General features: G+C 55.6%; 19 protein-coding genes and 1 tRNA gene. 17 read left to right on the forward strand and 3 right to left on the reverse strand.

What is annotated here, in order from left to right; genetic code table 11:
• Window positions 1-184 precede the first annotated feature (184 nt).
• The 8 genes from ccoN to ccoS all read left to right on the forward strand — a co-directional run bounded on the left by ccoN (window position 185) and on the right by ccoS (window position 7,918).
• Entirely contained in the window at window positions 185-1,801 is a 1,617-nt protein-coding gene (gene ccoN, locus R8G34_16595; protein ID MDW3224473.1) for a cytochrome-c oxidase, cbb3-type subunit I, read from the forward strand.
• Window positions 1,802-1,812: 11 nt separating this feature from the next.
• On the forward strand, window positions 1,813-2,538 hold the full coding sequence (gene ccoO / locus R8G34_16600; protein ID MDW3224474.1) for a cytochrome-c oxidase, cbb3-type subunit II: 726 nt from the start codon (window positions 1,813-1,815) through the stop codon (window positions 2,536-2,538).
• Window positions 2,539-2,548: 10 nt separating this feature from the next.
• Window positions 2,549-2,734, forward strand: a complete 186-nt coding sequence (locus R8G34_16605) for a cbb3-type cytochrome c oxidase subunit 3 (GenBank protein MDW3224475.1) — start codon at window positions 2,549-2,551, stop codon at window positions 2,732-2,734.
• Complete coding sequence (gene ccoP / locus R8G34_16610; GenBank protein MDW3224476.1) at window positions 2,731-3,594, forward strand: cytochrome-c oxidase, cbb3-type subunit III; 864 nt, start codon at window positions 2,731-2,733, stop codon at window positions 3,592-3,594. The genes R8G34_16605 and ccoP overlap by 4 nt, the downstream gene beginning before the upstream one ends.
• Window positions 3,595-3,673: 79 nt before the next feature.
• The gene (ccoG, locus tag R8G34_16615) at window positions 3,674-5,101 is read left to right on the forward strand and encodes a cytochrome c oxidase accessory protein CcoG (GenBank protein MDW3224477.1); all 1,428 of its coding nucleotides are present in this window, start codon (window positions 3,674-3,676) and stop codon (window positions 5,099-5,101) included.
• Between the two features lie 8 nt (window positions 5,102-5,109).
• Complete coding sequence (locus R8G34_16620) at window positions 5,110-5,577, forward strand: FixH family protein (GenBank protein MDW3224478.1); 468 nt, start codon at window positions 5,110-5,112, stop codon at window positions 5,575-5,577.
• Complete coding sequence (locus R8G34_16625) at window positions 5,574-7,763, forward strand: heavy metal translocating P-type ATPase (GenBank protein ID MDW3224479.1); 2,190 nt, start codon at window positions 5,574-5,576, stop codon at window positions 7,761-7,763. The genes R8G34_16620 and R8G34_16625 overlap by 4 nt, the downstream gene beginning before the upstream one ends.
• Complete coding sequence (gene ccoS, locus R8G34_16630) at window positions 7,760-7,918, forward strand: cbb3-type cytochrome oxidase assembly protein CcoS (GenBank protein ID MDW3224480.1); 159 nt, start codon at window positions 7,760-7,762, stop codon at window positions 7,916-7,918. Before R8G34_16625 ends, ccoS begins: the two co-directional genes overlap by 4 nt.
• A 9-nt stretch (window positions 7,919-7,927) precedes the next feature.
• On the opposite strand, the gene R8G34_16635 is transcribed toward ccoS, so the two are convergent.
• Both R8G34_16635 and R8G34_16640 read right to left on the reverse strand, forming a co-directional pair.
• Window positions 7,928-9,388: a D-alanyl-D-alanine carboxypeptidase family protein gene (locus tag R8G34_16635; GenBank protein MDW3224481.1), complete on the reverse strand. Its 1,461-nt coding sequence runs from the start codon at window positions 9,386-9,388 to the stop codon at window positions 7,928-7,930.
• A 223-nt stretch (window positions 9,389-9,611) separates the two neighbouring features.
• Window positions 9,612-10,319, reverse strand: coding sequence for an HAD family hydrolase (locus R8G34_16640; protein MDW3224482.1), 708 nt, complete (start codon window positions 10,317-10,319; stop codon window positions 9,612-9,614).
• An 88-nt stretch (window positions 10,320-10,407) separates the two neighbouring features.
• On the opposite strand from R8G34_16640, the gene clpS reads away from it, so the two are divergent.
• The 4 genes from clpS (at window position 10,408) to hemF (ending at window position 13,552) form a co-directional block, all read left to right on the forward strand.
• Entirely contained in the window at window positions 10,408-10,749 is a 342-nt protein-coding gene (gene clpS, locus R8G34_16645; protein ID MDW3224483.1) for an ATP-dependent Clp protease adapter ClpS, read from the forward strand.
• 4 nt (window positions 10,750-10,753) lie between these two features.
• Window positions 10,754-11,746 carry a class I SAM-dependent methyltransferase gene (locus tag R8G34_16650; protein MDW3224484.1) on the forward strand — a complete coding sequence of 331 codons (993 nt, stop codon included), beginning with the start codon at window positions 10,754-10,756 and terminating at the stop codon, window positions 11,744-11,746.
• Window positions 11,747-11,783: 37 nt separating this feature from the next.
• On the forward strand, window positions 11,784-12,584 hold the full coding sequence (locus R8G34_16655; protein MDW3224485.1) for an SDR family oxidoreductase: 801 nt from the start codon (window positions 11,784-11,786) through the stop codon (window positions 12,582-12,584).
• Window positions 12,585-12,658: 74 nt separating this feature from the next.
• Window positions 12,659-13,552, forward strand: a complete 894-nt coding sequence (gene hemF, locus R8G34_16660) for an oxygen-dependent coproporphyrinogen oxidase (GenBank protein ID MDW3224486.1) — start codon at window positions 12,659-12,661, stop codon at window positions 13,550-13,552.
• A 44-nt stretch (window positions 13,553-13,596) separates the two neighbouring features.
• Here hemF and hemC read toward each other — a convergent pair whose 3' ends face one another.
• On the reverse strand, window positions 13,597-14,547 hold the full coding sequence (gene hemC / locus R8G34_16665; protein ID MDW3224487.1) for a hydroxymethylbilane synthase: 951 nt from the start codon (window positions 14,545-14,547) through the stop codon (window positions 13,597-13,599).
• A gap of 103 nt (window positions 14,548-14,650) precedes the next feature.
• Between hemC and hemE the strand changes: the two genes are divergently transcribed.
• From hemE to R8G34_16690, 5 genes are all read left to right on the forward strand, one after another.
• Window positions 14,651-15,685, forward strand: coding sequence for a uroporphyrinogen decarboxylase (gene hemE / locus R8G34_16670; protein ID MDW3224488.1), 1,035 nt, complete (start codon window positions 14,651-14,653; stop codon window positions 15,683-15,685).
• A 53-nt stretch (window positions 15,686-15,738) separates the two neighbouring features.
• A tRNA-Met gene (locus R8G34_16675) sits at window positions 15,739-15,815 on the forward strand.
• 348 nt (window positions 15,816-16,163) lie between these two features.
• Window positions 16,164-17,204 (forward strand): TRAP transporter substrate-binding protein, encoded by a 1,041-nt coding sequence (locus tag R8G34_16680; GenBank protein ID MDW3224489.1) that lies wholly within the window; start codon window positions 16,164-16,166, stop codon window positions 17,202-17,204.
• Window positions 17,205-17,282: 78 nt separating this feature from the next.
• Window positions 17,283-17,852, forward strand: coding sequence for a TRAP transporter small permease (locus R8G34_16685; protein ID MDW3224490.1), 570 nt, complete (start codon window positions 17,283-17,285; stop codon window positions 17,850-17,852).
• 10 nt (window positions 17,853-17,862) lie between these two features.
• Window positions 17,863-19,182 carry a TRAP transporter large permease gene (locus R8G34_16690; protein MDW3224491.1) on the forward strand — a complete coding sequence of 440 codons (1,320 nt, stop codon included), beginning with the start codon at window positions 17,863-17,865 and terminating at the stop codon, window positions 19,180-19,182.
• The last annotated feature ends 103 nt before the right edge of the window (window positions 19,183-19,285 follow it).

The raw sequence follows: 19,285 nt of genomic DNA on the forward strand, positions 1-19,285 counted from the left end.
TTGTTCGTTAGAGTACAGGCTTCAGTATAGCGGCAGGCACTGACGATGCGTTGATCGGGATCAGGCAAAAAGCCGTCAAAACTTGATGCAGATCAAGGTTGTTGACAGCGTTCCGGGCGACACGGGGAGCATATCGAACATCCTTGGGCCTTGCGCGCGAGGCAAAGCGGAAGGGAGCCCCGGAATGACAAGTACCGGAACACTCAACTATGTGAAGCTGGTGGTCTTAGCAATCGCCACGCTATTTGCTATGATCGCGGCAAGCTATGCACGCGACATGGCCTATCAGGTTCACATGGTCATTTTCATGATTGTCGCGGCGGGGTTGTTCCTTGCAACGCTGCGCGCCACGGACGAGCCGGTGGCGCCGATTGCGACAAACGAATACTTTGATAGCGTCGTCCGTGCAGGCGTCATCGCCACTGCGTTCTGGGGCGTCGTCGGGTTTCTGGTAGGGGTGGTTATCGCCTTTCAACTGGCGTTTCCGGATCTGAACTTTCGCTGGGCGGAGGGATATGCCAACTTCGGCAGATTGCGCCCGCTGCATACTTCTGCGGTGATTTTTGCCTTTGGGGGCAACGCTTTGATCGCCACCTCTCTCTTTGTGGTACAGCGTACGTCGGCCGCGCGCTTGTGGGGCGGTAACCTCGCGTGGTTCGTCTTTTGGGGGTATCAGCTCTTTATTGTTCTGGCGGCCACGGGCTATCTGCTCGGTGGTACGCAATCCAAAGAATATGCCGAACCTGAATGGTATGTGGATATTTGGCTGACCATTGTCTGGGTCGCTTATCTGGCGATTTTCGTCGGCACGATCGTCAAACGCAAGGAACCACATATCTATGTGGCAAACTGGTTCTTCCTTTCGTTTATCGTCACGGTTGCAATGTTGCACATTGTCAATAACATCTCGATCCCGGTCTCGATCTGGGGCTCTAAATCCGTGCAGGTCTTTTCCGGCGTGCAGGATGCCATGGTGCAATGGTGGTATGGACATAACGCGGTGGGCTTCTTTCTGACCGCCGGCTTCCTCGGGATGATGTATTATTTTGTGCCCAAACAGGCCGAACGTCCTGTCTTTTCCTACAAGTTGTCGATCATCCATTTCTGGGCACTGATCTTCCTTTATATCTGGGCGGGACCGCATCACTTGCACTATACGGCGCTGCCAGATTGGGCAACGACCCTGGGTATGGTCTTTTCGATCATCCTGTGGATGCCCAGCTGGGGCGGTATGATCAATGGTCTGATGACGCTGCAGGGCGCCTGGGACAAACTGCGCACCGATCCGGTTCTGCGCATGATGGTTACCTCGCTGGCATTCTACGGGATGTCCACTTTCGAGGGGCCCATGATGTCGATCCGCGCGGTGAATTCCCTGTCGCATTACACGGATTGGACCATCGGTCACGTGCATTCCGGTGCATTGGGTTGGAACGGCCTGATCACTTTCGGAGCGCTCTACTATCTGGTGCCGGTCCTTTGGAAACGTGAACGCCTCTATTCGCTGTCACTGGTCAGCTGGCACTTCTGGCTCGCGACCATCGGCATCGTCCTCTATGCAGCCTCGATGTGGGTGACCGGGATCATGGAAGGCCTGATGTGGCGTGAAGTTGACGCCAATGGTTTCCTTGTGAATTCTTTCGCAGACACCGTGAGTGCGAAATTCCCGATGTATGTGGTGCGCGGTCTGGGCGGGGTTCTGTTCCTGTCAGGTGCTTGCATCATGTGCTACAACCTTTGGATGACTGTTCGCGCTGCGCCTGCCAAGGCGGGTCTCGGCACAGTCGTTCCAGCCGAATAAGGAGGGAACACATGGCAATCCTTTCAAAACACAAGTTCATTGAAACCAACGCAAGCCTCTTACTGGTCCTCAGCTTTCTGGTGGTCACAATTGGGGGGCTGGTTCAAATCGTCCCACTTTTCTACTTGGAAAACACCATCGAGAAAGTAGAGGGCATGCGTCCCTACTCTCCGCTGGAACTGACCGGACGGGACATCTACATTCGTGAAGGCTGCTATGTTTGTCACAGCCAGATGATCCGGCCCATGCGCGACGAAGTCGAGCGGTACGGCCATTACTCACTGGCGGCAGAATCCATGTATGACCACCCTTTCCAGTGGGGGTCCAAACGCACCGGGCCCGATCTGGCACGGGTTGGTGGGCGGTACTCGGACGATTGGCACATTGATCATCTGCGCGATCCTCAATCGGTTGTGCCGGAGTCAATCATGCCCAAATACGGGTTCCTCGAACGCACATTGCTGGACGGGGAATACATCGAAGACCTTCTGTCCACGCACGCCCTCGTCGGGGTTCCCTATACCGATGAAATGATCGAAGCTTCAGTCGCCGATTTCCGCGCACAGGCGGATCCCGACAGTGACTACGATGATATGCTGGAACGCTATCCGGGGGCGCAGGTGCGCAACTTTGACGGGGCGCCCGGCACCTCTGAGGCCGATGCCTTGATCGCCTATCTGCAAATGCTCGGCACATTGGTCGATTTCTCGACCTTCACGCCAGATGCAAGTCGCTGAGGGGGCAGATATGGAAACTTATTCACTTCTACGGGAATTTGCGGACAGTTGGATGCTGCTTCTTTTGTTCCTCGTCTTTGTTGGCATGATGCTCTGGGTTTTCCGACCCGGCAGCCGCAAATTGCATCAGGACACTGCGAACATTCCCTTTAGAAACGACGACAGACCCGCCCCAGATCAGGAGGCAGACAAATGAGCAAGATACCCCCGAAACAAGAGGGCGATCCCAATACCACCGGTCACAGCTGGGATGGCATTGAGGAGTTTGACAACCCGATGCCGCGCTGGTGGCTCTGGACTTTCTACGCAACCATAATCTGGGGCGTTCTTTACACAATCGCTTATCCGGCCTGGCCGCTGGTGTCTTCTGCCACGGCTGGTCTGTTGGGGTATTCAACACGCGGCGAAGTCGCGGTTGAGATTGCCGCCGTCGAAGAGGCCAACGCCGGGATCAATGCGCAATTGGCATCGGCTGAGTTGACGGAGATTTCGGCCAATCCTGAACTGAACGGCTATGCGGTTTCAGCAGGAGCCGCAGTATTCCGGACCTGGTGCGCGCAGTGCCATGGTTCTGGTGCCGCAGGCTTTGTCGGCTATCCCAATCTCTTGGATGATGACTGGCTATGGGGCGGGGATATCGAATCCATCCACGCCACAATCGCTCATGGTATCCGCAATGAGGAAGATGACGACGCGCGCTATTCAGAAATGCCCGCCTTTGGTGAGATTCTTGAACCAGAGGAAATCGCTCAGGTCGTGAACTATGTAATGGAACTTTCCGGAGCCGATGCAGACGCAGCCCTGGCTGGTCCGGGCGCTGAACTTTTTGCAGATAACTGTTCGGCCTGCCACGGCGAAAATGGGATGGGGGATCGCGATCAGGGCGCCCCTAACCTTACGGATGCCATCTGGCTTTACGGTGGTGACGCAGACTCGCTGACCGAGACTGTGACCTATAGCCGCTATGGCGTCATGCCACCTTGGACTCAGCGCTTGAGTGAGGCTGAGATAAGGGCGGTCGCGCTCTATGTGCACCAGTTGGGCGGGGGCGAATAATCCCGCCGGCTTCATCTATTTTGTGGTAGGGCTGTGTCGTAGATCACGACATCTCCCTTCCCAACCCACAAGGACCGCCGTGACCGATCAAGCACCGCCTCCCAGCCTCTATGCTGCACGAGAACCGATTTTCCCGCGCCGCGTTTCAGGCCCGTTTCGCAACCTCAAATGGGTGATCCTCGCGGTCACGTTGGGAATCTATTATCTGTTGCCATGGATTCGGTGGGACAGGGGTCCCAGCTTGCCGGATCAGGCCGTGTTGCTCGACATGGCCAACCGGCGTTTTTACTTTTTCTGGATCGAAATCTGGAGCCACGAGTTTTATTTCGTCGCCGGACTGCTGATCATGGCAGGACTTGGACTATTCCTGTTTACGTCTGCGCTGGGGCGGGTCTGGTGCGGTTATGCCTGCCCTCAAACCGTCTGGACGGATCTTTTCATTCTCGTAGAACGCTGGATTGAGGGGGATCGCAACGCCCGCCTGCGTTTGCACCGACAGAAAAAACTGGATGCTCGCAAAATACGATTGCGTCTGACGAAATGGGTGGTCTGGTTGCTGATTGCCGTGGCCACAGGCGGCGCTTGGGTTTTCTATTTCGCTGACGCTCCGACGCTCTTTGTCGACATCTTTACCGGACAGGCGAGCGCCGTTGCCTATATTACGATTGCCTTCCTGACGGCCACAACATTCGTGTTTGGTGGCTTTATGCGCGAACAGATCTGCATTTATGCCTGTCCTTGGCCCCGGATTCAGGCGGCGATGATGGATGAGGACACCGTCACAGTTGCATATCGGGAATGGCGCGGCGAGCCACGCAAGCACAGCGAAGAGGCCAAGACAGAGCCGATGGGGGACTGCATTGATTGCATGGCCTGCGTCAATGTCTGCCCGGTCGGTATCGACATCCGGGACGGGCAGCAGCTGGAATGCATCACCTGCGCACTTTGCATCGACGCCTGTGATGATGTGATGGAACGGATCGGCAAGCCGCGCGGTTTGATTGATTACATCGCTTTATCGGATGAAACCCGTGAAAGGGAGGGCCATGCCGCCCGTTCCGCATGGTACCATGTGTTTCGACCTCGCACGATCCTCTATACGGCGCTTTGGGGCGCGGTTGGGGTTGCTTTGATTGTGGCGTTGTTCATTCGTGCAGAGATCGAAATGACTGTCGCGGCCGTGCGCAACCCAACCTTTGTGACCCTCTCGGATGGATCGATCCGCAACACCTATGACATTCGCTTGCGCAACAAGAATGGCGAGGAACGACTGTTTCGGATGTTTGTGAAAGGTGACCCCGCTCTGCGTATCCAGCTTGAGGGCACACCCTATGCTTCTGTGCCTGTACCGGCGGATACTTCTTTTCTGCAAAGGGTCTATCTGATTGCGCCCCCGGGTTCGGATCCGGCGGCAATGGCGCGCAGCGATGTGCGGTTCTGGGTCGAGGATCTGACCAACGGGGACCGTGCCTACAAGGACAGCAGCTTTAACGGTAAGGGAGAATGACCATGGCTATGACACCGCGCGTTTTGACCGGACGACACGTTGCGATGATGTTTGTGTCGGGTTTCGCTGTGATCATCAGCGTGAACCTGTGGCTCGCCTATAGCGCCGTCAGCACCTTCCCGGGCCTGGAAGTGCGTAATTCCTATGTCGCCAGCCAGAAATTTGATGAACACCGCGCTGCGCAGACCGCTTTGGGATGGTCCGTTCTGGCGCAGGCCCGTGGCGATGATGTCCACGTGTCGATCACCAACGCAAAGGGTGAGTCGGTCGAAGTCGTATCTCTAAAGGCAACGTTAGGGCGGGCCACGCATGTCCGGGACGACCAAACCCCCGCATTTGTTTTCGATGGGACGCGTTATGTCGCCCCGGTAAGACTGTCGGCAGGCAACTGGAACCTTCGAATGGAGGCCATGGCCGAAAACGGCACAGTTTTCCAACAACGCGTGATTCTGCATGTACCAAAAGGCTCTGAGTGACCACGGTAACTACAAATACGCCGGTCGCCTGTCCCGGTTGCCTCGCCACTCCCAGCGAGGCGGTGCCGGTTGTGGTGCCAGATGCGCGCTTGATGTTGTCGCTGCCGACCATTCATTGCCAGGCCTGTATAGCCAAGGTTGAAAAGGCCTTGAACGCATACCCAGGCATCAAAAACGCGCGGGTTAACTTGACCTTGAAGCGTGCCGTGATCGACGCTGATCCTGAAATCAATGCGCCGGAATTGGTGACATTGTTGAGTTCCGAAGGGTTTGAAGCCCATGAACTTGATCCCGGTGCATTGAACGATACAGCAACAAACATGGCAGGTCGCGATCTCTTGATGCGTTTGGCCGTGGCCGGGTTTGCATCGATGAACGTTATGTTGCTCTCTGTTGCGGTGTGGTCTGGTGCCACGGATGCGACGCGCGATCTTTTTCATTGGATTTCGGCGGCGATTGCGATCCCAGCGGTGGCGTTTTCGGCTCAACCATTTTTTCGAAATGCCTGGGCCGCATTGCGCGCAGGTCGCCTCAATATGGATGTGCCTATTACGCTTGCCATTCTCCTGGCTCTGGCAACCTCTCTTTGGGAGACTTGGCTTTCAGGGCATCACGCCTATTTTGATGCAGCACTTACCTTGACCTTTTTCCTGCTCGCGGGACGCTGGCTTGATGCGCGGGCGCGTTCCGCAGCGCGCTCGGCCGCCGAAGAACTAACCGCTCTCGAAGTGCCGCGCGCCTGGCGTCTCGGGGCCGATGGCGCTTCGGAAGTTCCAGTCGCAACCCTGCGTGTGAACGATTTGGTTCAGGTACGTCCCGGCGCCCGTGCACCGGTCGACGGGATCGTGACGGAAGGTCGTTCCGAAGTGGACCGCGCAATGCTAACAGGCGAAACCTTGCCCGAAGCGCGCGGCGTTGGTGATGTGATCAGCGCAGGCGAAATCAATCTGACTGGTCCCTTGACGCTTCGCGCATCTGCTGTGGGACCTGACACCTCGCTCCAACGGATGGCCGCTCTTGTTGCAGTCGCGGAAAGTGGGCGTTCGCGGTATACGTCTTTGGCGGATCGGGCGGCTAAGCTTTATGCGCCAGGTGTGCATGTTATCTCTGCCCTGGCGTTCTTGGGTTGGTTAATCTGGTCGGGCGATATGCGGGTTTCGCTCAACATTGCGGCGGCGGTTTTGATCATCACCTGTCCCTGTGCCTTGGGTCTTGCTGTGCCTGCTGTCACGACGGCGGCATCGGGACGGCTTTTTGGCAAAGGGTTGCTGATCAAGAATGCTACAGCTCTCGAAAGGCTGGCGGAAGTTGATACCGTAATTTTTGATAAAACGGGTACTTTGACAACAGGTAAACCACATCTATCCAATTGGGATAGATTGACCGCGAAACAGCGTAGTGTTGCCTATGCGCTTGCGAAAGGCTCATCACATCCGTTGTCGCGCGCGGTTGCAGCCAGGGCAACCGCCGAGCGTTGTGAACCGGCGCTTTTGACCGATATAACGGAAAAACCGGGATGGGGCACCGAAGCACAACTGGATGGTCAAACTGTGCGCTTGGGACGCCCGGATTGGTTGGAAATGATCCCGGATGGTGACGGTATATGTGCCGGCCTCGATATGGGCGACGGTGTATGTCGCCTTCTGACGTTTGAAGATGATGCGCGAGGTGGTGCAAGTGAGACGATTGAAGCTCTTAAAAAGCTCAAGGTGAGCGTTATTCTGCTTTCGGGCGATAGAGCGTGCGTGGTTTCTGATTTTGCGTTCAAACTGGGCGTGCCGGAATGGCATGCAAGCATGCTGCCCAATGAGAAGGCCGAGTTCGTGGATGCTTTGAGCCGCGATGGCCGACGGGTCTTGATGGTTGGGGATGGTCTGAACGACACGGCGGCACTTGCGACGGCGCATGTCTCGATCAGCCCGGCTCAGGCTTTGGATGCCGCGCGCGCGGCATCGGATATGGTACTCCTCGGTCAGGATCTGTCACCTGTTGCTGAGGCTATTGTCGTCGCGCGTCAGTCGACAAGGCGCATCAAGGAGAACTTTCGGATTGCAACGATTTACAATGTCATTGCGGTGCCTTTGGCCGTTGCGGGTATGGCCACTCCGTTGATTGCAGCGCTGGCCATGTCGACGTCTTCGATCACAGTGTCGCTGAATGCTTTGCGTGTGAGAGAGCGCAAATGAATGTGCTGGCCTACCTGATTCCCATCTCGTTGATCTTGGGAGGTTTGGGTCTCGTTGGATTTTTGTACACGCTCAAAGCACGCCAATATGATGACCCCGAAGGTGATAGTCGTCGAATCCTTTCAGATACCTGGGATGATCATCCCAAACCGTAACTGTAGTATTCAAGAAGGGCCAACCATCAGGCAGTTGATGTTTCGAGCAGCAAGACGTCGGCACGCCAAATCCGCGCTGTCGCGCGTCATACCAAGGAAATTGGCATCAAAGCCCGACGGTTTTTTCACAACTTTGCGCAGCGTGCCTTCCAGTGTGGTCATTTCAGCCAGTGCTGTGGTCACTAATGCTCGCTCTGCTTTGTAACGGCTGGGAAAACGGCCAACATTTACACCCCATTGATGTCCTCCGGAGGTCGACAGACGTGTCACAACCTCGTTTTGCAATGCCGGCTCCTCTGAGACAGACGAAATCAGATCGGCTGGGCGTAAAACGGGGCGGATTGTTGATGCGTCTATCCCGGAAGTGGAGGCTGCAGGTTGAGGCGTTGCTACGGGCGTAGTTTGCGCTTCGATCAAGGCGCTGTTGATATCTGAGGACAGAACGCCGCTCGTGCTGGCCTGTGATACAGTGTCTGCCTCTGACGCCTCTTTGATTTCTTCACCTAAAGAGGCCAGAACGCTGCCCACATCAGCGACCGGCCTGACACGCGGGCGCAAACTTTTGCGGGGCGGGCTGCTCGCGAGGGTGGTTGCGCGCCCACCGGGCGTATAGGCAGGTTTTTTTGGCTTTTGCAAAGCGACGCGTGCTGGTGCGCGTTTAAATCCCATATCCAGGAGTTCGGCTACACGTGCATTGCGCGCCCGGGTTGATGTGCCGCCAAATACGGTGGCAATGATGCGCTCGTTGCCACGCTCTGCGGAGGCGACTAGGTTAAATCCTGCTGCTCGGGTGTATCCGGTTTTGATGCCATCAGCGCCCCTGTACGCACCAAGAAGACGACGATTGGTGTTTGCCACTTCACGCACCCCCGCATGCGTCGAGCGGCGCGAAAACAGGTTGTAATATTCAGGGTAGTCATAGAGCACATGCCGCCCAAGGATGGACATATCGCGCGCTGTTGACATATGGCCAGATTCCGTCAGCCCATGCGCGTTCTTAAAAGTCGTTCGGCTCATACCCAGTGCTTTGGCGGTTCTTGTCATACGGCGTGCAAAGGCGGCCTCTGACCCCTCCAGTGCTTCGCCAATGGCGGTGGCAGCATCATTGGCAGATTTCACCGCGGCGGCGCGGATCAGGTAACGAAACGCAATACGCTGGCCCGATTTCAAACCCAGTTTCGATGGCGGTTCCGAAGCGGCGTGGCGCGAGATTTTCACTTTTGTGTCGAGCGATATCTCCCCGCGTTCCACCGCCTGAAAAGCAATGTAAAGAGTCATCATTTTGGTCAAGGACGCAGGGTGCAAGCGTGTGTCTGCGTTTCTGGAATGCAGCACCTTACCCGATCGGGCATCCATCACATAGGCCGCATATGGTGCCGCCGCCGTACTGAGCGGAAGAACAACCAACAACCATAAAGCTGCAAGTAAAAATAGCCCGTAACGGGCCGGCATTGGGCGCCGAGCCTTCATGATAACCTGCCTTTTTTCTGCCTCATGTCGCCGATTTATTCGACTGACTGTTTTATGTGGAGAGGCTAACACAGTTCTGCGTTTCAATAAAGCCTTTGATTTAAGGTATTTGCGTTAACTTTTGGTGAAGCGCGAACCATATATTGGGGCCATCGCCAACCGGTCACCCAAAAGTGCTATCGTGGCAGAACTGTGACAATTTCGCGTCACTGCGCAAGCGGGATCAACTGGTTTCAATTTTGGCGATCAGCTTGGACAACCCGCTCAGATTGGGCAAAGTACGAAATCGATCGTTTGTTTTGGGCGGCGTGGCTTTTTCCAGTTCCCATTCCTGCGCGTGCGGCACAAATACGCCCCATCCACCAGCATCAATCATTGGGAGCACATCTGAACGCATCGAATTACCAATCATCAGCCCTGTTTCAGCGCCCTTTCCATGGCGCGCAAAGATGTCGGCGTAGGTTTGTGGCGTTTTATCAGAAACGATTTCTACACCGTGAAACAGATCTCCAAGGCCGGATTGTGCCAATTTTCGTTCTTGATCGAGTAAATCGCCCTTTGTGATCAGGACAATCGAATGTGTCTGACGCGCCAGTTCCACGGCCTGTTGCGCATGCGGCAACAAGTCCACCGGGTGTTGCAACATATCGCGCCCGGCATCCAGTATTTCAGCAATTACGGAGGCCCCAACCCGGCCGTCGGTGACCTCAATTGCAGTTTCGATCATAGAAAGGGTAAAACCCTTCACACCATAACCATAGTGTCCAAGGTTCCTTTTTTCGGCCTGCAACAACCGATCCATCAGATTCGCAGGCTCGGCAAATTCCGCGAGAAGCTCAGCAAAATGTGCTTGCGTCATCTGAAAAAAACGTTCGTTGTGCCACAGCGTATCATCCGCATCAAAACCAATCGTTGTGAGCTTGGTTGCCATTCTGCGCGCCCCCTTTTCTAAACCTTCAGACAGTTTATATAGAGCGTCTAGCGACTCACCACGACCGATAAGCAGATCAGGAGCAGAAATGCACCGCGACATGTTCATGATGGCAGACCGACCAGACGATGAGGGTGACACCTCTATTCTGACGGCGACCAAACCCAAGACAAAGCGACCGCCGCTTTACAAGGTCCTGTTGCTCAATGACGACTTCACGCCGATGGAGTTTGTCGTACACGTACTGGAACGGTTTTTTGGCCTCAATCACGCGCAGGCCTTTGAAATCATGTTAACCGTGCACAAAAAGGGTGTGGCTGTTGTGGGCGTGTTCAGTCATGAGATCGCAGAAACAAAAGTCGCACAGGTGATGGACTTTGCACGTCGCCATCAGCATCCGCTGCAATGTACCATGGAAAAAGAAGAATAATCGCGTGATCGACGCCCGCCTGTCGTTGGCCCTTGAAGGGGGTGGTTTGACGTGGCCGGATGAAGGGCGCATTGCAGTATTCCAACCTGCCATTTCCTCCGCGCTGAATGGAATTCCCAAAAACCGCGCGCAGGTAATCCAAGGTTTCAAACCTGATCACGACGCCTGGCTGACGCGTGGGTATGCGTGTTCTGTAGCGCCTGAGGGACGCTACGGCGCTGCGGTCATCGCCTTGCCGCGTGCCAAAGTTGAAGCCCGTGCCATCATTGCGTCGGCGCTGCACTATGTGGACGGACCAATTGTGATCGACGGTTTGAAAACCGAAGGCGTCGACAGTATTCTGCGCGACATGCGCAAGCGCTGCAGCATTGGCGGCCCGATTTCCAAAGCACATGGCAAAATGTTCTGGATCAACGCGATCCCCTCTGAGGTTTTTGATGATTGGGTGGCCGGGCCTGTTTTGACGGAGGGCGGTTTCTGGACAGGTCCCGGTGTTTTCTCTGCGGATGCAGTGGATCCGGCCTCTGCGCTCCTGGTGGACGCATTGCCTGAAAAACTGGGCCAAAGGATTGCAGATGTGGGCGCCGGGTGGGGTTTTTTGTCAGCGCACTTGCTCACCCGCTCCGATATTGAAGAGGTGCATCTGATCGAAGCGGGACATATGGCTCTGGAATGCGCGCGCCGCAATGTAACGGACGCGCGTGCTCGGTTTCACTGGGCAGATGCCACCACATGGCGGCCTGAGGCAAAACTGGACGCTGTCATAATGAACCCGCCGTTTCACACGTCACGGGTCGCGGATCCGAAACTGGGTCAGAACTTCGTGCGCGCCGCATCGCAAATGTTACACGCCCAGGGGCAATTGTGGATGGTTGCCAATCGCCATCTGCCCTATGAGGCGACGTTGACGAAACTCTTCGCAAAAGTGGCAGAGATCGGTGCGGATCGGAGATTCAAACTCTTTCACGCCAGTCGACCGCTTCGCAAACGGGCCTGAGTATGCCTAAGATGGATCTGGGCCAAGGGGGGATGCGATGTCATTTTCAATAAACGGCAAGACTGCGATTGTCACAGGGGCTGCAAACGGTATCGGCCTTGCCATCGCGCGTCAATTTGCGGATCGCGGCGCTAATGTGATGTGCGCGGATATGGATGAAAAGAAGCTCTCCGAGGAATGGGGTGATCAAAGCGAAGACAGCAACCTGCGTTACTTTGCAGGAGACCTTCGGCAACGGCTGACAATTGCGAATCTGGTGTCTGCAACGATCGATGCATTCGAGCGCGTTGACATCTTGGTCAATGCATCGCGCCAGGTCATGCCGACGGAGGCCTTGAATGTCGAAGACACTTCAGTGGCAGTGTTGTTGGAACAAAATCTAATGACATCGCTTCATCTCTCTCAGCAAGTGGCAAAACGCATGATAAAACAAGGCGCTGATCAAGCTGAAGGTCAGCTCGGGTCGATCATAAATCTCAGCTCGATTGTATCAAAACACACGCGCCCGGAGTTGATGGGATACTCCATTGCAACCGCTGCTTTGGATCAGATGACCCGTTCTTTGGCGCTGGCTCTGGCGCCCGAGCGCATCCGTGTGAACGCTGTGGCATTCGGATCTGTGATGAGCGCTTCGTTGCAATCCTCGGTCGTAGAAAACAGCGAGTGGCGCGAAGATATTCGGACCCACACGCCGCTTGGTCGCATCGCCGGGCCAACCGAAATTGCGGATTCAGTGCAGTTTCTGGCGGCGGACAGCGCCGGGTTCATGACGGGTGAAATCATCACGGTGGATGGGGGGCGCAGCCTGCTGGACGTTGTCGCGGCACCTGCGCATTAAGAATTCGGTCTTTCCGTCACGGTGGTTTCCGGTCTAGACATTGTGTCAAGGCAACGTGACACAATGGATGATGCATGACTGATAGTTTTGAGACCGAAAAGACGAAAGCATCTGCGTGGTTTCGCACCTTGCGTGATGAGATCGTGACTGCCTTTGAAGGGTTGGAGCAGGATCACGCCACAGGGCCGCTTTCTGAGGCCGCACCGGGCGCGTTTGAGGTGTCTGAGACACAGCGCAGCAGCGATGATGGTTCTGATGCTGGCGGCGGGCTTATGAGCGTCATGCGAGGCGGGCGTGTTTTCGAAAAAGTTGGCGTCAACGTATCGACCGTTTACGGAACACTTGGTGAGCGCGCGCAAATGGCGATGGCCGCGCGCAAAGGTATCCCCGGGATGAAAGACGACCCGCGATTCTGGGCATCTGGCATCAGCCTTGTGGCCCACATGCAAAACCCACATGCCCCTGCGGTTCACATGAACACACGTATGTTTTGGACCCCGCATGCGTGGTGGTTCGGTGGCGGGTCCGATTTGAATCCCTGTATCGAATACGCTGAAGACACGGCGCATTTTCACGCGACGCAAAAACAACACCTCGACCCGCATGGCGCTGATTTTTATCCCCGTTTGAAAGATTGGGCGGATGAGTATTTCTTTATCCCACATCGCAATCGTGCCCGCGGTGTGGGTGGAATTTTCATGGATGACCACTGTACCGGCGATTGGCAGGCGGATTTCAAACTAACGCAGGATATTGGTCGGGCTTTTCTGCCCGCCTATCTGCCTCTTGTCCAAAAACGTCGTGTGCGGGATTGGTCAGATGCGGACAAGGATGCACAACTTGTGCACCGCGGGCTCTATGCTGAATACAATCTGGTTTATGACCGGGGCACTAAATTCGGCCTCGAGACAGGGCATGATGCCAATGCCGTGCTGATGAGCCTACCACCCCTCGCAAAGTGGATCTGAGCGGGGTCAGTAAGGCACCGTACTGGACTAGCTCGATTTCGCGGTCACCCGGTATGCCAGTCAAAGAACCCCGATCCGGCGCGCGACAGCAACTCGTCGGCGAGGTCCTTACCCATCGCGGTGCCGTCGGCGATGGTGCCTCTGCGCATGCCGCTAATGGCTTGGGATCCATCCGGGCGCAGCACTTCGCCGCGCAGGGTCAGGGTGTCGCCGTCAAGCTCAGCCAGACCAGCGATGGGCGTTTCACAGGACCCGTCCAATGTCAGCAAAAAATTACGTTCTGCGGCCAAGCGCTGCCCTGTTTCAACGTGATGAATCGCCATAAGCATTTCGGCGGTATTGTCGTCCGAGATACGGCGCTCAATACCAATCGCCCCCTGCGCGACGGCAGGCAACATTTCATCCGGATCAATCGGCCTGGCGGGCACATCGTGCATTCCCAAGCGGTTTAGACCTGCAGCTGCAAGAAAGGTGCATTCTGCGACACCCTCACTCAGCTTCTTCAATCGCGTCTGCACATTACCGCGAAACTCGACGACCTCAAGATCCGGCCTGCGGTTCAGCAATTGCGCTTTGCGCCGCAAACTGGAGGTGCCAACAACGGCACCCTGCGCCAGGTTCTTGATACCCGTTAAGGTTGGTGACACAAACGCATCGCGCACATCCTCGCGGGGCAGATAGGTATCAAGGATCAACCCATCCGGCTGCAAAGTCGGCATGTCCTTCATGGAATGCACGGCAATGTCAATTTTCCCTGACAGCAAATCCTCTTCGATTTCACGGGTAAAAAGCCCCTTGCCGCCGATCTCTTTGAGGGGGCGATCCTGAATGGCATCCCCGGTGACTTTGATGATCACTATTTTAAAGCAATCCTCTTCAATATCAAAGGCTTCTGAGAGTCTTTTGCGGGTTTCATAGGCCTGCGCAAGCGCTAGCGGGGAACCTCGGGTGCCGATATTCAGCGGGGAGTCGGGAGTGGGGAGCGTTACTGTCATGCGCCTATCTTTATGCGCGTCAATTTATCCTGACAACCCGTCTGTGTCTTGACAACCGCCTTCCCGCGCTTGACCAACGGGATACGAAAATATGAGGACACCCATGGCCCCGACAAAAACGATCCTGCGCGCCCTTGCCGGCGAGACACAAGCAACCCCACCGATCTGGATGATGCGCCAGGCGGGACGTTATTTACCCGAATACAAGGCGACGCGCGCACAGGCCGGGGATTTTCTGTCGCTGTGTTACAATCCGGAACTCGCGGCCGAAGTGACACTGCAGCCGATCCGTCGATACGGCTTTGATGCGGCAATCCTGTTTGCGGATATTTTGCTCTTGCCGCAGGCTCTGGGCGCGGACCTTTGGTTTGTGACAGGCGAGGGCCCCCGGTTGTCCACGATCCAGACCCAAGCGGATTTTGACAAGCTCGGTCCGGTATCCGACATTCACGAAACACTGAACCCGATTTATGAAACCGTTCGTATTTTGCGCCGTGAATTGCCCTCTGAAACCACTTTGATCGGATTTGCCGGGGCACCATGGACCGTGGCCACTTATATGATCGCCGGGCGTGGCACGCCCGATCAGGGTCCGGCGCATGCGCTGCGCGAAGAAAATAACGCACTCTTCGAGGCTTTGCTGGCACGGATTACCGCCGGGACCATCGACTATATGGCTGCACAGATTGAAGCTGGTGCAGAGGTCGTCAAGATTTTTGACAGCTGGGCCGGATCTCTCAAGGGAGAGGCATTTCAGAAATACGCGCTGGAACCTACACGGGAAATTACCGCAGCCTTGAAGGACCGCTATCCGCATATCCCAATCATTGGTTTCCCGCGCGAGGCGGGTGACAATTACATCGGTTTTGCTAAAGCAACAGGTGTTGATTGCGTTGCGTTGGATAACTCCATAAGCGCCGATTGGGCTGCGGCCAATGTACAGGTTGATGGCTGTGTGCAGGGAAACCTTGCCAGCAGCCATATGGTCACCGGGGGCCAGGCATTGGTGGATGAGACCCGCGCGATTGTGAAAGCCTTTTCAAACGGCCCGCATATTTTCAATCTGGGCCACGGCATCACACCGGATGCGGACCCGGACAATGTGCAGCGCATGATTGACGCGGTGCGCACGCTTTAATCGCGCTTTCTGGCTTGACGGCACAGCGGGGCTGGCATAACCCACGCTCCGACGGCGTTATAGCTCAGTTGGTTAGAGCGAACGACTCATAATCGTTAGGTCCCTGGTTCAAGTCCAGGTAACGCCACCACATCTCCAATCAGACTCGTATGACGGGCAAGCAAGGGCTGGGCGTGAAGGAATGCGTCTGGGTGGCCTAATTCAATTCGCTGAACACGTCGGGTTCTTCCGCGTCTGGTCCGGGGCCACTGGGATAGACGAATAGCAGATGCAATATGCCCATGCGTCAGAGCCCGGTCCAGTTTGACACTGCTCTCCGAAAGCACAGACGGATTACCAAAGGCGACCCCATCCACACACCGATGATAGTTACAAACACAGGTGACATCCCGCCGCATCTGCAATAGCAATTTGTCAGGGAAGACGAGTCAACGGCCGCAAAACGCAAAGCCGGACGAGGATTTATGGGAGGAACAATATGAAAATCTCACGGAAATCATTTTTGAACACAGCCGCAAGCGCGGCATTGGTATGCGGATTTGGCGCAACCTCTGCTATGGCGCAGGATGTCACGCTGCGCATGCATCAGTTCCTGCCGCCGCAGGCGAATGTGCCAAAGCTGGTGTTGGACGTTTGGGCGGACAGCGTTGAAGAAGACAGCGGTGGGCGCATCAAGGTGGAGCGTTACCCGTCAATGCAGCTTGGTGGTAAACCACCGGAACTGATGGATCAGGCGATTGACGGCGTTGCTGATATCGTTTGGACGGTGGTTGGCTATACACCGGGGCGTTTTCCGTCGACCGAAGTATTTGAGTTGCCATTCATGATGACGAACGCCCGGGCCGCATCGCGCGCCTATTGGGAAATGTTCGAAACGCACATGAAGGATACGGAATTCAAGGATGTACACATCCTGGGCACATGGGTGCATGGTCCGGGGCTTATTCACGCCAATAAGGAAGTTCGGGCACCCTCCGATATGGAAGGTCTGAAAATCCGTGGCGGGTCGCGCCTGGCCAATGCGCTGTTGGAAAAAGTAGGTGCCACGCCGGTCGGCATGCCCGTTCCCGCCGTGCCTGAAGGTCTGTCCAAAGGGGTGATAGATGGCACGACAATCCCGTGGGAAGTCACAGCCGCGCTTAAAATTCCGGAGCTTGTTGGCAACCACACTGAGTTTACAGGTAATGCGCTGTATGTGCTGACTTTCGTTCTGGCCATGAACAAGGATCGCTATGAAAGCCTGCCTGCCGATTTGCAAAAGGTGATCGACGATAACTCCGGTCTGGAGTTCTCGGTTTTCGCGGGCGGCACACAGGCAGACAGTGATGGTCCTGCCCGCGCCGCGGCCGTAGAACGCGGCAACAACATCGTGACGTTGAACGCTGAAGAAACAGCCGAATGGCGCGCGGTTGCCGAACCGATCTATGCGGAATGGGTGACAGAAATGAATGACAAGGGCATTGACGGTCAGGCTTTGATTGACGAGGCCCGTATGTTGATCGACAAATACACTGAATAGGCGCCCAGAAACCAAGAAAGCCCGGTGCAAGCACCCCTTGCTTCGGGCTTTTTTTATACCTGAAACGGAATGCATCGAATGCACCGAGCGATAAAACGACTGGCCCATGTAACGGCGATGATCGGCGGACTGGTACTGGTCGGCATTATCCTTTTGACAACGGTGTCAATCATCGGGCGGACGCTGAACAAAATGCTGCATTCTGACAACGCAGAGCGTTGGTTTGCGGAATTTTCTCAAACGCTGCTGGATCTTGGCATCGGAGAAGTAAACGGTAGCTATGAATTGCTTGAGGCAGGCGTCGCTTTCGCAATCTTTTCGTTTTTTCCAATCTGCCAACTGTACGGTGCCCATGCCACGGTGGATATTTTCACATCCAAACTGCCGGGACGGTTGAACCGGGCCATTGTCGCCTTCTGGGAGATTGTTTTGGCCGCTGTGCTGATCCTGATCAGTTGGCGCCTGTATGAGGGGATGCAACGCTACATCGGTAACGGGGAAACGACGTTTTTCCTGCAATTTCCGGTGTGGTGGGCCTATTCGGCCAGCTTTGCAGCCTCGGTCGTGACATGCATCGTTGCTGTGTACTGCGCAGCGATGCGCGTTGGTGAAAGCCTTTCGGGGCGTGTTTTGTTGCCAACGGCGTAAGGGTCTGAATGTGAGTAACCTCGAATTAGGATTCTGGTCCTTCCCGATCTTGTTGATTATGGTCTTCATGCGCGCGCCGATTGGCCTTGCCATGCTTTTGTGTGGCTTTGCCGGATGGTATTTCGCCATGGGGGGTAACCCCAATGTCCTGCTGAACAAACTGAAGTCAGAGACCTATTCGCAATTCTCCAGCTATTCGCTGTCAATAATTCCGATGTTCTTGCTAATGGGGCAATTCGCGACGCTCTCGGGCATGTCCACGGCCTTGTTCAAAGCGGCCGAGAGCTTTCTGGGGCATCGTCGGGGCGGTGTCGCTATGGCGTCCGTCGGAGCCTGCGCCGGGTTTGGCGCGATTTGTGGCTCATCACTGGCGACGGCGGCCACCATGTCGAAAGTGGCGCTGCCGGAACTGCGTCGCTACGGGTACTCCGGCGGGTTCTCTACGGCGACGCTGGCGGCGGGCGGCACCTTGGGCATTCTGATCCCGCCCTCCGTCATCCTGGTGATCTATGCGATTCTGACCGAACAAAATATTGCAAAACTGTTTCTGGCGGCCTTCATCCCAGGCATCCTTGCTGCGCTCGGTTACATGTTGACCATTTCACTTTACGTGCGCCTCTACCCGAAATCCGCCGGGACCCGCGCGCCCCAACCAATGTCAGAACGTTGGGCGGCACTTGGTAAAACATGGCCCGTCTTGATGATTTTTGGCCTTGTGGTCGGTGGCATCTACCTTGGGTGGTTCACTCCAACAGAAGGTTCAGCCATCGGGGCGGCGGGCACCGGACTCGTGGCTCTTTTGTCGGGAAGCCTGAATTGGACGGTCTTCCGCGACAGCTTGTTTGGCACGGCGCGCACCACGGCCATGATCTTTTTCATTGTGCTGGGGGCCGGGTTTTACAATAGCTTTCTCGCTCTGTCCGGCGTGCCACAGTTCATGGCCGACTGGGTGCTCACCCAAGGCTTCAGCCCGTGGTTTGTGCTGTCGATCATCCTTGTGTTCTATTTGATCTTCGGGTGCCTGATGGACAGCTTGTCGATGATCCTGCTGACGGTGCCGATCTTCTTCCCGGTCATCTCGGCCATGGATTTTGGCATGTCACCAGAGCATGTGGCGATCTGGTTCGGCATTCTCGTCCTTATTGTCGTGGAGGTTGGACTGATCACACCGCCGGTCGGCATGAACCTGTTCATCATCAACGCCATGGACCGCGAAACCCCTATGACCGAAACCTATAAGGCGGTCATGTTTTTTGTGGGGTCGGACATCGTCCGAGTGATCATTCTGGTAATGTTCCCGGCGATAACGTTGTTTTTACTACCCTCCTGAGGTTGCCAACTGGCTTCCGTAGCAAACCGGCCTAAGCACAGATTTGCAGCATCTTGCCCGCCGCCTCCGAAAAGGTCACACTCACGCTGAGGTATGTGGGAGA

This window comes from Paracoccaceae bacterium (assembly GCA_033344815.1).
Classification (GTDB): domain Bacteria; phylum Pseudomonadota; class Alphaproteobacteria; order Rhodobacterales; family Rhodobacteraceae; genus Roseobacter.

What these genes read in the sequence shown, in the direction of transcription:
- ccoN (MDW3224473.1), top strand. Translation starts at nt 185, where the DNA reads ATGACAAGTACCGGAACACTCAACTATGTGAAGCTGGTGGTCTTAGCA.
- ccoO (MDW3224474.1), top strand. Translation starts at nt 1,813, where the DNA reads ATGGCAATCCTTTCAAAACACAAGTTCATTGAAACCAACGCAAGCCTC.
- R8G34_16605 (MDW3224475.1), top strand. Translation starts at nt 2,549, where the DNA reads ATGGAAACTTATTCACTTCTACGGGAATTTGCGGACAGTTGGATGCTG.
- ccoP (MDW3224476.1), top strand. Translation starts at nt 2,731, where the DNA reads ATGAGCAAGATACCCCCGAAACAAGAGGGCGATCCCAATACCACCGGT.
- R8G34_16620 (MDW3224478.1), top strand. Translation starts at nt 5,110, where the DNA reads ATGACACCGCGCGTTTTGACCGGACGACACGTTGCGATGATGTTTGTG.
- ccoS (MDW3224480.1), top strand. Translation starts at nt 7,760, where the DNA reads ATGAATGTGCTGGCCTACCTGATTCCCATCTCGTTGATCTTGGGAGGT.
- R8G34_16635 (MDW3224481.1), bottom strand. Translation starts at nt 9,388, where the DNA reads ATGAAGGCTCGGCGCCCAATGCCGGCCCGTTACGGGCTATTTTTACTT.
- R8G34_16640 (MDW3224482.1), bottom strand. Translation starts at nt 10,319, where the DNA reads ATGGCAACCAAGCTCACAACGATTGGTTTTGATGCGGATGATACGCTG.
- clpS (MDW3224483.1), top strand. Translation starts at nt 10,408, where the DNA reads ATGCACCGCGACATGTTCATGATGGCAGACCGACCAGACGATGAGGGT.
- R8G34_16655 (MDW3224485.1), top strand. Translation starts at nt 11,784, where the DNA reads ATGTCATTTTCAATAAACGGCAAGACTGCGATTGTCACAGGGGCTGCA.
- hemF (MDW3224486.1), top strand. Translation starts at nt 12,659, where the DNA reads ATGACTGATAGTTTTGAGACCGAAAAGACGAAAGCATCTGCGTGGTTT.
- hemC (MDW3224487.1), bottom strand. Translation starts at nt 14,547, where the DNA reads ATGACAGTAACGCTCCCCACTCCCGACTCCCCGCTGAATATCGGCACC.
- hemE (MDW3224488.1), top strand. Translation starts at nt 14,651, where the DNA reads ATGGCCCCGACAAAAACGATCCTGCGCGCCCTTGCCGGCGAGACACAA.
- R8G34_16680 (MDW3224489.1), top strand. Translation starts at nt 16,164, where the DNA reads ATGAAAATCTCACGGAAATCATTTTTGAACACAGCCGCAAGCGCGGCA.
- R8G34_16685 (MDW3224490.1), top strand. Translation starts at nt 17,283, where the DNA reads ATGCACCGAGCGATAAAACGACTGGCCCATGTAACGGCGATGATCGGC.